The sequence below is a fragment of the Gilliamella sp. B14448G11 genome, from assembly GCF_016101765.1.
In the GTDB taxonomy this organism is placed as follows: domain Bacteria; phylum Pseudomonadota; class Gammaproteobacteria; order Enterobacterales; family Orbaceae; genus Gilliamella; species Gilliamella apicola_N.
Genome location: NZ_JACFPX010000013.1, coordinates 1 through 13627, shown reverse-complemented (window position 1 = coordinate 13627; position 13627 = coordinate 1). Strand labels below are relative to the sequence as shown.

The following is a 13627-nucleotide window of genomic DNA, read 5'->3' as shown; positions in this document are numbered from 1 at the left end:
TTATGTAAAAATTATTCAGGAGTCTATACCATTTCATTATAAAATCACGCCAGATCTAAATTCTAAGAAAGAATGATCATTGTGAATTGTAGGTAGAATTTGAATTTTATGTATTACCCAAAGGTATTTGGTAACATCTATTTTTAAATGATTAAGCCTAAAAATTGATTTTTACTCAAAAATAGCCATAACCTGAAGCTTTTGGCATAAATAACTAACCAACAATTACCGAAAAATTTTCTCTTTAAAAATACCAATAAAATTATGGATAAAATTCTAGAGTAGTTAAATAATAGAGTTAAAGACATTCAAAAACTTAATTATATCATTTGGTTATAATCAGTTATGTAAAAATTATTCAGGAGTCTATACCATTTCATTATAAAATCACGCCAATTTTAAATTCAAAGAAAGAATGATCATTGTGAATTGTAGGTATAATTTGGATTTTATGTATTCTGCATAAGTATTTTGTAGAGTGTTTTTTAAATCATTAGGCCTAAAAATTGATTTTTACTCAAATATAGCTATAACCTGAAGCTTTTTGACAAAATAACTGATTGCACAGCGATAAAAAATAGTTTTTAAACTATCGATAGGATTGTGAATAGGATTTTAGTTTGAATAAATAATTGGGTTGATTTTTATCTAAAAAAATCAATTATATTAATAGTTTATAATTTATTTTGTAAAAATTATTCAGGAGTCTATACCGTTTCATTTTCTTTTCACGAAATAGGTTCTATTAAGTAAATGTGTCGTTAACTTGAAAATAACTTAATAATTAACTTTGAGCTTTTTTATAAGAATGAAATTTAATTAACATAACGTACAAAATAAAAAAAACCGTCAGAGTAAACTGACGGCAAATTATTGAAGGAAACTTAAAATTAAAATTTTATTTTTTTACTGCTTTTGCATTAGGTAAATCGGTAATAGAACCTTCATAAATTTCAGAAGCTAAACCGATTGATTCATGCAGTGTAGGGTGAGCATGGATGGTTAAAGCAATATCTTCTGCATCACAGCCCATTTCAACGGCTAAGGTGATTTCACCAAGTAATTCACCACCATTCGCACCGACTACGGCACCACCGAGTAAACGATTATCCGCTTTATTAAAAATTAACTTAGTCATACCTTCTGAACAATCAGATGCAATAGCTCGTCCTGATGCTGACCAAGGGAAAATCGCAACTTCGTAATCAATGCCCTTTTCTTTTGCCTCTTTTTCGGTTAAACCAACCCAAGCAACTTCGGGTTCAGTATAGGCAATAGAAGGAATCGTTTTAGGATCGAAGAAGTGTTTTTTACCCGCGATGACTTCAGCTGCAACATGTCCTTCATGTACCCCTTTGTGAGCCAACATTGGTTGACCTACAATATCACCTATAGCATAGATATGAGGAACATTGGTACGCATTTGCTTATCCACTTCGATGAATCCTCGATCGGTAACATTTACGCCCGCATTTTCAGCGCCGATGAGTTTACCATTTGGAGAGCGACCAATTGCCACTAATACTGCATCATAAGTGTGAGTTTCAGTAGTGCCGTCTTTCTTCTCCATAGTGACATAAATTGCATCGTGTTTTGCTTCAACTGTCGTCACTTTAGTTTCAAGCCTTAGAGTGAATTTATTTTGAATCTGCTTAGTAAAGACTTTGATCACATCTTTATCCGCAGCAGGGATCACTTGATCGAACATTTCAACCACATCAACTTCTGAACCTAAGGCATGGTATACGGTTCCCATTTCAAGACCGATAATTCCGCCTCCCATTAATAATAATTTTTTAGGAATGGTAGTTAATGCTAACGCATCCGTTGAATCCCAAATTCGCGGATCATCATGAGGAATAAAAGGTAATTGAATTGGACGTGAGCCTGCGGCAATAATGGCATTATCAAAAGTAATTTTAGTAATACCTTTGGCAGAGGTCACATCCATTGTATGGCTACCAGTAAACTGAGCGTCACCTTGAATGACATTCACTTTACGCATTTTAGCCATGCCTGCAAGACCGTTAGTCAATTGATTAATGACCTTTTCTTTCCAAGCTCGCACTTTATCCAGTTCTAGCTTTGGTGTACCAAAATGAATACCGTGTGCGGTCAATGATTTGGCTTCATCCATAACTTTAGCAACATGTAGTAATGCTTTAGATGGAATACAACCCACATTTAGACACACACCACCTAAAGTTGAATAGCGTTCAACTAAGGTAACCTCTAACCCAAGATCGGCAGCGCGAAAGGCAGCGGAGTAACCCGCTGGACCTGCACCCAAGACGACAAGTTGTGTTTTAACTTCTTGACTCATAATCTATATTCCCCCACTACATCACTAAACGACGTAAGTCGGATAAAACGTTAACAATATGACTTAGGAAGCGTGCACCATCTGCTCCGTCGATCACTCGGTGATCGAAAGATAAAGATAATGGCAACATTAAGCGAGGTGTAAATTCTTTACCGTTCCAAATAGGTTTCATGCTAGAACGAGAAACACCTAAAATTCCCACTTCCGGAGCGTTCACAATTGGCGTGAATGAAGTTGTACCAATTCCCCCTAAGCTGGAAATAGTGAAGCAACCACCTTGCATATCGCTACCCGTTAATTTACCATCCCGTGCTTTTTTAGAGATTTCCGCAAGTTCACGAGAAAGATCAACAATACCCTTTTTATCAACATCTTTAAATACAGGTACTACAAGTCCGTTTGGTGTATCAACCGCTACACCAATATTAATGTATTTTTTGATAATTAGAGTTTGCGCATCTTCAGACAGTGAGCTGTTAAAACGTGGATAAGCTTTTAATGCGCTGGCTACTGCTTTCATAATAAAGACCAGTGGTGTGATCTTAAGGTCGAGTTTTTTCTTCTCAGCTTCGGCATTTTGTTGTTTGCGGAATGCTTCAAGATCAGTAATATCTGATTCATCAAACTCAGTAACATGAGGGATCATTACCCAGTTACGATGTAAATTAGCACCTGATACTTTTTGAATTTTAGTTAATGGTAAGCTTTCTATTTCACCAAACTTACTAAAATCAACTTTTGGCCAAGGTAATAAGCCAGGTAGAGCACCACCCGCAGCGCCACTCTCAACTTGTTTAACCGCATTTTTAACATACGTTTGAATATCTTCACGTAAAATACGATGTTTTGGCCCAGTAGGTGTGACTTTAGCCAAATTAACACCAAATTCACGCGCTAAGCGACGTACTGACGGTGTGGCATGTGCATAGGCATCGTTTTCAACAAAATCATTACCTGAAGTGACTGGTACCGTTGCAGATGCAGTAGGCGTTGCAGCAACCGCAGGGGTGGGTGCTGATGCAGTTGGTGTTGAAGCTGGAGCAGGAGCTGTCGCTGCACTATTAGCCGTAGATGCTGCTGTAGTCGTTTCAAATTCCATAATTTTGGAACCAGTTTTAACTTTATCACCAACTTTAATGATAATATTTTTAACTACACCGGCAACTGGTGCAGGAATTTCCATTGAGGCTTTATCACCCTCAACCGTTATAATATTGTCATCAATCGCAACAGTATCACCTACCTTGACTGAAATTTCGGTAACTTCAACCTCATCGCCACCAATATCTGGAACATTGACATCAACAGTTTGACTCACTGATGAAGTAGTCGGTGTGACTTCAACTTTTGGTGCAGCAGGTTGTGATGCTGATTGTGGCGCTGGAGCAGCAGCGCTGCCCTCTTCATCAAATACCATAATATCCACACCGGTTTTAACTTTATCACCAACTTTAACAATAATTGATTTTACAATCCCTGCTTGTGGAGCAGGAATTTCCATTGAAGCTTTATCACCTTCTACCGTCATGATGTTATCATCAACAGCGACCTTATCACCCACTTTTACTAAAATTTCGGTAACTTCAACTTCATCATTACCAATATCAGGCAATTTAATTTCAATACTCATTCTTTTTACCTCTTATGCAATACGTGGGTTGAGTTTATCAGCATTGATCTCGAACTTTTTGATCGCTTCTTCAACGACACTTGCTTCAATGTCACCGCGTTTAGCAAGCTCACCTAATGCTGCAATGACAACATAAGAAGCATCGACTTCAAAGTGATGACGTAAATTTTCACGGCTATCACTGCGTCCGAAACCATCCGTTCCTAATACACGATAATTTTCCGCTGGTACAAAGCCGCGTATTTGTTCGGCAAATAGTTTCATATAGTCAGTTGAAACAACGGCTGGATTATTATTCATTACTTGCGCCACGTAAGGCACTTTCGGTGTTTCGCTTGGATGTAACATGTTGTAACGTTCACAATCTTGACCATCACGAGCAAGTTCAGTAAATGAAGTGACACTATAGATATCAGAACCAACACCATACTCTTTGGCTAAAATATCCGCCGCATCACGTACATGACGTAAAATTGAACCAGAACCTAATAGCTGAACGGTTGGTTTACCGTTTTGACCTTGAACAGTATCAAGTTTATAGATACCTCGACGGATCCCCTCTTCCACACCTTCAGGCATTGCAGGTTGAGCATAGTTTTCATTTAGTGTCGTAATATAGTAGTAGACGTTTTCTTGATCGCCATACATACGACGTAAACCATCTTGCATAATAACAGCAACTTCATAAGCATAAGCAGGATCGTAAGATACGCAGTTTGGAATCGTTAAAGCTTGAATATGACTGTGACCATCTTGATGTTGTAACCCTTCACCATTTAAGGTTGTTCGGCCTGAAGTACCACCAATCATAAAGCCTCGTGCTTGTTGATCACCCGCTGCCCACATCAAATCACCAATACGTTGGAAACCAAACATTGAGTAATAGATGTAAAATGGAATCATTGGGTAATCATTAGTGCTGTATGATGTTGCCGCAGCAATCCATGATGCTGTTGCACCACATTCATTGATCCCCTCTTGTAGGATTTGCCCTTTTTCATCTTCACGATAATAAGCGACTTGTTCTCTATCTTGCGGCGTATATTGTTGACCATGCGGATTATAAATACCGATTTGACGAAATAGTCCTTCCATACCAAAAGTACGAGCTTCATCAGCTAGAATTGGTACTAGACGTGGCGCAAGATCTTTGTCTTTCAACATGATATTAAGCGCTCGTACAAAAGCAATAGTCGTTGAAATTTCTTTAGTTTGTGCTTCAAGTAGTGGAGCAAATTCACTTAAAGGAGGAATTGAGACCGTTCCTGAAAAATGAGTTAATCTTGATGGTACATAACCATTTAAAGCGTTACGGCGTTCATGAATGTATTTATATTCAGGTGTGTGCTCTTCAAATTTAATGTATGGTAATTTTTCTAAAGCATCATCCGTAACAGGAATATTGAAGAAGTCACGCACATGACGGACACCATCCATATTCATTTTTTTCACTTGGTGAGCAATATTTTTCGCTTCCGCTGCTTCACCCATACCATAACCTTTGATAGTATGCGCTAAAATAACTGTTGGTCGATCTTTGGTCTCTTTAGCACGCATAAAGGCAGCAAACATTTTAGATGGGTCTTGACCACCACGATTAAGTCTGAAAATTTCTTCATCCGACATATCTTTTACTAATTCTGCTGTTTCAGGATATTTACCAAAGAAATGCTCACGTACATAAGCACCATCTTTTGATTTAAAGGTTTGATAATCACCATCAAGCGTTTCATTCATTAATCTTACTAACTTGCCAGATTTATCTTTTTGTAGGAGTTTATCCCAACGGTCACCCCAAATAACTTTGATAACATTCCAACCTGCACCAGCAAAAACACCTTCTAGTTCATTGATGATTTTACCATTACCGGTAACTGGACCATCTAAACGTTGTAAGTTACAGTTGATGACGAATACTAAGTTATCCAGTTTTTCACGAGTAGCAACCGTAATTGCACCTTTAGATTCTGGTTCATCCATTTCACCATCACCTAAGAAAGCATAAACAGTTTGTTCTGTGGTGTCTTTTAAACCACGATGATTTAAATATTTTAAGAATCGAGCTTGATAAATAGCACTTACCGGTCCCAATCCCATTGAAACGGTTGGGAATTGCCAAAATTCAGGGAGTAATTTAGGGTGCGGATATGATGGAAGTCCTTTACCGTGAACTTCTTGGCGGAAATTATCAAGTTGTTCTTCAGTGAGTCGGCCTTCAATAAATGCTCTTGAATAGATACCTGGGGAAATATGACCTTGGAAATAAACTAAATCACCACCGTCTTTGTCATTTCTAGCTCTGAAAAAGTGGTTAAAACAGACTTCGTAAAAAGTTGCTGCTGATTGGAATGATGCCATATGTCCACCAAGCTCTAAATCCTTTTTAGATGCTCTTAACACCATCATAATTGCATTCCAACGCACAATTGAACGAATCCGTCTTTCTATTTCCCAATCGCCTGGATACGCTGGCTGTTCTTCTACCGGAATGGTATTAATATAATTACTGGTTGAAGAACCAAAAAGTAAAGGAACTCCTCCTTCTTTTGCCTTATTGACTAATTGTTCAATAATATACTGCGCACGTTCAATTCCTTCTTCACGAATGATTGAATCAAGACTTTTGAGCCAATCTTGCGTTTCAACAGGATCGATATCATTCATTTGCATGTCCGACATATAAAAACCTCTTTTTTGTTTATAAAAATGCAGTATTTGCCATCCTTATAGCTAAAATTAAAATTATAACTAACTTTACAAACTTCAAATCTGCATTACGGAGCTTTATGAATATAAGTCTGCCATTTTCCAAAAAAAAGTAAAGCAGACAACTGGTTAGAAAAGAATGTTAATTCCTATTAAATTAATCAACTATTCCAATTGTTATGTAAAGAAAAAGATAATTATTTGATATAAATCAAATTTAAGAAACATTGAATTGCTAGAACTAGTAACATCGGTTATACCGTGTTTACCTATGTGTTGTCAAGCTATAGTAAAATCTGATATATAGAAGTAAATTTACTAAAAATTAAATTTGCATAGAGCAAAAAATAATATGATCACAAACAATATTATAATTAGAGAGTTACATACTCAACCTTACATGCAAACCTATCAAGCTATGCATGATTTTACGCTCAATCGCAATGAACAAACGCCTGATGAAATATGGCTAGTTGAGCACTATCCTGTTTTTACGCAAGGCAGAGTTGGCAAACCAGAACATTTATTACATCAAACAGACATTCCAATTGTCGCAACCGATCGTGGTGGACAAATTACCTATCATGCACCCGGCCAGCAAATTATGTATATCTTATTTGATTTAAAACGTCGTAAAATAGGTATTCGTGATATTGTTAGCTGTTTAGAAAAATGTGTCATTCAAACTTTGGCACATTATGATATTATGTCTTATGCTAAAGCAGAAGCTCCCGGTGTGTATATTGATCACAAAAAGATTTGCTCTTTAGGATTACATATCAAACGAGGATCTACACTGCATGGGCTTGCATTAAATATCGATATGGATCTGGCACCATTTAAAAACATTAATCCTTGTGGTTACGCTGGATTGCAGATGACTCAATTAAAAGAATTTGTCCCACAAATTAACCGTTCTGAATTAAAACAATTGTTGACCAACAATTTTATTAATCTGTTAACAAACTAATCTAATAAGATATCTATTATGCAAAATAATGAAACCATAGTCAGAAGTTCAAAATATCGAGATGCGGATAAAACACGACTCATTCCAACCGTTACGTTAGAAGATGCTGCGCCTTTAAAAAAACCCGATTGGATGAAAATCAAAATACCAGTTCATTCCACCAATATTGCGCATATTAAAAGTACGATGCGTAAACATGGATTGCATTCCGTATGTGAAGAAGCGTCTTGCCCTAACTTAGCCGAATGTTTTAATCATGGTACCGCCACTTTTATGATCTTAGGAGATATCTGTACACGACGATGTCCATTTTGTGATGTTGCGCACGGACGACCATTACCTCCAGACCGCGAAGAACCGGTTAAACTCGCTCAAACCATTCAAGAGATGAAATTACGTTATGTGGTAATAACTTCGGTCGATCGTGATGATTTAAAAGATGGTGGAGCTAGCCATTTTGCAGACTGTACTCGCGAAATTCGCGCATTAAGTCCAAATATTAAAGTTGAAACGCTTACACCTGATTTTCGTGGTTGTATCGATGAGGCTGTCGAAGTATTAAGTGATAATCCACCTGATGTATTTAACCACAATTTAGAGAATATTCCGCGGTTATATAAAAAGATACGTCCTGGAGCCAATTATGTAGGTTCACTTAAATTATTATCGGCATTTAAAGAAAAACACCCAGATATTCCGACAAAGTCAGGTTTAATGGTTGGACTTGGTGAAACCAATGAAGAGTTAATTCAGGTTCTAAAAGATTTACGAACTCACGGCGTAACCATGTTAACACTGGGTCAATATTTACAACCAAGTAAGTATCACTTACCCGTCGAGCGTTATGTTTCACCAGAAGAATTTGACGAACTCAAGCAAATTGCCTTAGGTATGGGATTTACTCATGCGGCCTGCGGACCCTTTGTTCGATCCTCTTACCATGCTGATTTACAAGCGATGGGAAAAGAGGTGAAGTAAATAAAAAAACAGTTACCTTATAAAGGTTGCTAATGAACAATGATAAGATAAGCGTTGATACCATTTCATAAATATCATCACTTATCCTTTAAAATTATATCTGATTTGGAAAAGCAACAACAAAAGCAGTCACATTGGGTTTACCGATTAAAACAAGCTGCTTTTTTTTGTTTTCTTGACTATATTCAACCGCTAATGCTAAAGATAACCAATAGGCACAGTTTCTAACTGAACCTATAGAAAAATCGACATCAAAAAAATTATTTAATTTAAATTGAATATCAGTCAGATGCGTCATAATCGATTTATTCTGTTCTTCTGATACTTGGCTTGTCCAAATACCATCATAATCACTTTGATTATCTTCTCCCCACAATAGTGCTTTATCAAGAGTTTCCGTTAATGTTGAAGTTTGTTCACTGCGATGAACTTTTACGGTTCGAGCTTTAAAATCGGATAATAATGGATCTTCTATTGCTTCTTCTCCTGCAAAAAGAATAACTGAAGCAAATTCACCTTCATTTTCGGTTGGTGATTGAAAAAGGTGGGCATTTATCACCAACAATAAATCACTATCATAATCGCTATTATCTAACCATGATTCGATAAATGTGGTGCTTGTTGCCGAATCGTTAATTTCAAAACTGGTTGGTTTAACAAATTTACCAAATGTTTTAAGCCATATCCTTTCTAACTCGTCAGTTGTTATTTGCGTATCAATAAATATACGCACATGTAATTTAAGTTGTGATGATAATTGATTAAGAATCGGTTGGTAATCAGGTAACCAGTTATTAAATAACAATTCAATCCTTTTGGGCACATCACTTGGATAGATATTTTCAGGAACGGTTAAGGAACCATATTTAAAAAATAGACCATTATTACCAACTGGTTTTGTACTTAAGGAGAGTTTACTTTCGGCAACGCCTACACCATTTCCATATTTACCATGACTGGTTTCAAGAGAATGGCTAATAACATATAATCCTCTTTTTGCAAACTCAATCAGGTGTTGATGCTCCCTTTCACAATTATAATTCCATTCTTCAATATAAATATTATTATAAAATCGTATATATATTTTATATACAAAACAAAAAGACCATAATAAAAATGGTGTTATACCTGAGCAACAGATAAACCAAAAATCAGATATACCAAAAAAGTAACCATAACTGAGTGTAGCGATAAACCCGATAAGGAAAAATATTATAAGCAGTGCAAGCCAACGCCATAGTTTGATTTTTCCTTTTTTGGGCAATGGTTTGGGTAAGGATTCAAAATCAATAGCCATCAGCTTTTTCCTACTTCTGGCAGTGAAGAGATTAAGGCACAACCACAGGCAGCATGATGTCCATCTAAGGCGATTTTTTTGCCCTGATCTTTCATTGTTGCTTCACCTTCAACAATTGGGTTTACTCCATGTTTATGTATTGGACAACTGACAAGATCGCCAACACGTGCAATTGGTTTTCCACATACTTTTATCGTTGTTGATCCAGTAATGACTTTACCACCATGATCTGTATCATCCCCTAATCGAATGACGCCTCGATACTTACTCATTTCAAATCCTTGTTTATACTTTCTTTCATCAAAATTTTATATTAGTAAATTATTTATCATCGTATTATTTATCTTTAATTATAACCTAACAAATCACCACTATAGTATGTTTCGTTACATTTAATTTTATGAACATCATTGAAGTTAGATAAATATTTCAGGTAATTTTACTTATATTTGTATATAAAATCCATTTAACTTCTGCTATTTATTTATTACCATTTTGGTTCTATCAACTCACTGATTTTAATTATTATATTTTAATACTAACTTATTAATATAAAGAAATGTTAATTTGGTGCTTTTTGGTTATAGTTATTGCAACTAAAAAGGAGATTTAGCTAAATATTACGGTTATTAATTGGATAATTTTTTTATTGTTTATCCGTTAATTATTTTCCAGAGGGTTGCAAAACTCGATAAGATGACGATTCTTGATATATATCACCATTTTTTCCTTTCATATAAGGTAGCGTTTGAGTGTATATAATATCTGGCAAGCGTACGGAAGTAGAACCATATAACGCTTTAAGTTTATCTTGATTGTTAATTACCCATTCCGGAGTGTTAATTACTTGATAATTGATTGTTACTTCAAATTGTGTCTCGTTATTACTATTCTTTCCGAGTTTATTCATTTTTTCGTTCACATCTGTGACTTCAATGACTTTTATCGGTCCATAACAAAAGGCATTATTGTAAATTGTGTCTCCATTTAGTGTTTTGTTAAAAAAAGAATATAGATATTTTTGTCCCAACTCGGTTAAATCATAGTGAAAAAGGCTTTGTTTAGTTTTAACGGGTTGTCGAGTTAATAAGCCTATTTCTGCAAATAAAGGTAAAGTATTTGCTAAATCTTCTTTATTCCAACCCATCCATTTAGTATCTTCCTTTGAGGGAGGAATGTCTGTATAAGGGAATTCTACAGATCCCAAATAAAAGCAAAAATCCCCTTTAACATTGGCTTTTTTGCGAGCACTGTCAAAACCATCTTGTATAACGCGTTTAAATTCCTTTTTATTGTAACAACCTGACAAAGTGTTAATAACTAGAGTCAGGATTATTAATTGGTGAACATTAATTAAGTTAACTTTCATTAGTACTCATTACTCCTTCAAGAAAAAGGTATTTATATAATTTTTGCATTCATACATGACTAGTGGCTGATAATTGAGATTAATTTTCCATAATTTAATTGATATTAGTAACAGGATTAATCAATTTATAACGTATACCATCTTGATATAATTTATCTCCTTTACCTACATAAAATGTTACGACATCTCGGTAAGTTTCTTCTGGTAAACTTACTGTTATTGGTTCATATATAGCATTGAGTTTATTTTCCGAATTTAATACCCAATCCGGTACATTAATTACATGATAATTATAAGTAACATAAAAACTGGTTTGATTGTAACTATAACCCTTTGCACGCGTATATTCATTTTTTTCGACATCTGTTACGTCCCCTACCACTATCTGACCATAGCAAAAAGAATTTTCATATATCGGATCACTTCCGCTTCTATCAATATTTTGATAACGGTATTTTTCCCCTAATTCGGTCACCTCATAATGATAAAGCTCGGGGTGTCCTTCTACTGGCTCACGAGTCAATAAACCAATCTCAGCAAATAAAGGCAACGTTTTTATTAATCTTCCCTTATTCCAAATATCCCACTGAATATCATCTTCTAATACTGGCTCGTCGGTATAAGGGAATTTCACAGAACCCAAATAATAACAGAAATTTCCTTTGATTTTGAGGTTAGTTTGAACTCTATCATACATATTTTGAGCTGATTTTTTGAACTCATCTTTATTATAAGTATCACACCCCAAAAGAAGACTCGTTAAAAATATTGCGGTTGTTAATTGAATAATTTTTTTCATCATTTATTCTTTATCAGTTAATAACTCTCCATAAGGTTGCATAAGAAAATAAGAGGAAGATTTATTATATAGTTTTCCATCTTTACCTTTTATATACAGTAAGGCTTCAGGGTATGTAACATCTGGCAAGCACACAGAACTAGTACGATACAACGCTTTGAGTTTATCTTGATTATTAATTACCCATTCTGGAGTGTTTACTACTTGATAATCAATATCAACAGATACTTGCGTTTCATTATAACCGCTCAAACCTCGTTCATACGTTTTTTCGCTCACATCTGTAACTTTAATGACTTTTATCGGTCCATAGCAAAACGAGTTATCATAAATTGGTTCGACATCTCGACGATCAATATCTTCATATTGATATTCACGTCCTAAATCTGTTAAATCATAATGATAAAGTCCCTCTTTACCGTCAACGGGCTGACGAGTTAATAAGCCTATTTCTGCAAATAAAGGTAAGGTTTTTGCTAAATCCTCTTTGTTCCAACCCCCCCATTGACTATCCTCCTTGGAAGGAGGAATATCTGTATAAGGAAATTTCACAGAACCCAAATAATAACAGAAATTTCCTTTGATTTTGAGGTTAGTTTGAACTCCATCATACATATTTTGAGCTGATTTTTTGAACTCATCTTTATCATAGATATCACAACCCAAAAGAAGACTCGTTACAAATATCACAGTTATTAATTGAATAATTTTTTTCATCATTTATTCTTTATCAGTTAATAACTCTCCATAAGGTTGCATAAGAAAATAAGAGGAAGATTTATTATATAGTTTTCCATCTTTACCTTTTATATACAATAAGCTTTGAGGGTATGTAACATCTGGCAAGCGCACAGAACTAGAATCATATAATGCTTTGAGTTTATCTTGATTATTAATTACCCATTCTGGGGTGTTTACTACTTGATAATTGATTTTTACTGTAATTTGTGTTTCATTATAACCGCTCAAACCTCTTTCATAAGTTTCTTCGCTCACATCTGTTACTTTAATGACTTTTATCGGGCCATAGCAAAACGAGTTATCGTAAATTGTTCGTCCGCTCCCTGACTTTTTATAAGAAGAGTATAAATATTCTTGCCCCAACTCGGTCAAATCATAATGATAAAGTCCCTCTTTACCGTCAACCGGCTGACGAGTTAATAAGCCTATTTCTGCAAATAATGGTAATGTTTTAATTAATTTAGCTTTATTCCAAATTGCCCACTGAATATCATCTGCTAATACTGGCTCGTCGGTATAAGGAAATTTCACAGAACCCAAATAATAACAGAAATTTCCTTTGATTTTGAGGTCAGTTTGAACTCCATCATACATATTTTGAGCTGATTTTTTGAACTCATCTTTATCATAGGTATCACAACCCAAAAGAAGACTGGACACAAGTATTAGGATTGTTAATTGGACATTATTTTTCATTATATATTTTCCTATATCTTAAAAACCGTTCATAAGAGAGTGATGATTTTTATAAGTGTAATAAATCATCAATGGTTGGTTGTCAACAATTTTATTTTGACTATTTTGCGACGTTTGA

The 13627-nt window shown here is 35.2% G+C and carries 11 protein-coding genes; 2 read left to right on the top strand and 9 right to left on the bottom strand.

The window, feature by feature from the left end:
* Positions 1 to 898 precede the first annotated feature (898 nt).
* The 3 genes from lpdA to aceE are packed head-to-tail and all read right to left on the bottom strand — an operon-like array spanning position 899 to position 6632.
* Positions 899 to 2323: a dihydrolipoyl dehydrogenase gene (gene lpdA / locus H3S88_RS09240; RefSeq protein WP_039128266.1), complete on the bottom strand. Its 1425-nt coding sequence runs from the start codon at positions 2321 to 2323 to the stop codon at positions 899 to 901.
* 16 nt (positions 2324 to 2339) lie between these two features.
* Positions 2340 to 3953, bottom strand: coding sequence for a pyruvate dehydrogenase complex dihydrolipoyllysine-residue acetyltransferase (gene aceF, locus H3S88_RS09235; protein ID WP_198228725.1), 1614 nt, complete (start codon positions 3951 to 3953; stop codon positions 2340 to 2342).
* Positions 3954 to 3965: 12 nt separating this feature from the next.
* A complete protein-coding gene (gene aceE, locus H3S88_RS09230; RefSeq protein ID WP_039128263.1) occupies positions 3966 to 6632 on the bottom strand; it encodes a pyruvate dehydrogenase (acetyl-transferring), homodimeric type in 2667 nt (888 codons plus the stop codon).
* 379 nt (positions 6633 to 7011) lie between these two features.
* Here aceE and lipB point away from each other — a divergent pair, with 379 nt between their 5' ends.
* A complete protein-coding gene (lipB, locus tag H3S88_RS09225) occupies positions 7012 to 7629 on the top strand; it encodes a lipoyl(octanoyl) transferase LipB (protein ID WP_198228726.1) in 618 nt (205 codons plus the stop codon).
* A gap of 18 nt (positions 7630 to 7647) precedes the next feature.
* Complete coding sequence (gene lipA, locus H3S88_RS09220) at positions 7648 to 8607, top strand: lipoyl synthase (protein WP_065737327.1); 960 nt, start codon at positions 7648 to 7650, stop codon at positions 8605 to 8607.
* A gap of 94 nt (positions 8608 to 8701) precedes the next feature.
* Here lipA and H3S88_RS09215 read toward each other — a convergent pair whose 3' ends face one another.
* From H3S88_RS09215 to H3S88_RS09190, 6 genes are all read right to left on the bottom strand, one after another.
* Positions 8702 to 9904 carry a hypothetical protein gene (locus H3S88_RS09215; protein ID WP_198228727.1) on the bottom strand — a complete coding sequence of 401 codons (1203 nt, stop codon included), beginning with the start codon at positions 9902 to 9904 and terminating at the stop codon, positions 8702 to 8704.
* The gene (locus H3S88_RS09210) at positions 9904 to 10176 is read right to left on the bottom strand and encodes a PAAR domain-containing protein (RefSeq protein ID WP_039128253.1); all 273 of its coding nucleotides are present in this window, start codon (positions 10174 to 10176) and stop codon (positions 9904 to 9906) included. The genes H3S88_RS09215 and H3S88_RS09210 overlap by 1 nt, the downstream gene beginning before the upstream one ends.
* 392 nt (positions 10177 to 10568) lie before the next feature.
* The gene (locus H3S88_RS09205) at positions 10569 to 11273 is read right to left on the bottom strand and encodes a hypothetical protein (RefSeq protein ID WP_198228728.1); all 705 of its coding nucleotides are present in this window, start codon (positions 11271 to 11273) and stop codon (positions 10569 to 10571) included.
* 94 nt (positions 11274 to 11367) lie between these two features.
* Entirely contained in the window at positions 11368 to 12075 is a 708-nt protein-coding gene (locus tag H3S88_RS09200) for a hypothetical protein (RefSeq protein WP_198228729.1), read from the bottom strand.
* The gene (locus tag H3S88_RS09195; RefSeq protein WP_198237269.1) at positions 12076 to 12738 is read right to left on the bottom strand and encodes a hypothetical protein; all 663 of its coding nucleotides are present in this window, start codon (positions 12736 to 12738) and stop codon (positions 12076 to 12078) included.
* A gap of 54 nt (positions 12739 to 12792) precedes the next feature.
* Positions 12793 to 13509, bottom strand: a complete 717-nt coding sequence (locus H3S88_RS09190) for a hypothetical protein (RefSeq protein ID WP_198228731.1) — start codon at positions 13507 to 13509, stop codon at positions 12793 to 12795.
* Positions 13510 to 13627: the final 118 nt, after the last annotated feature.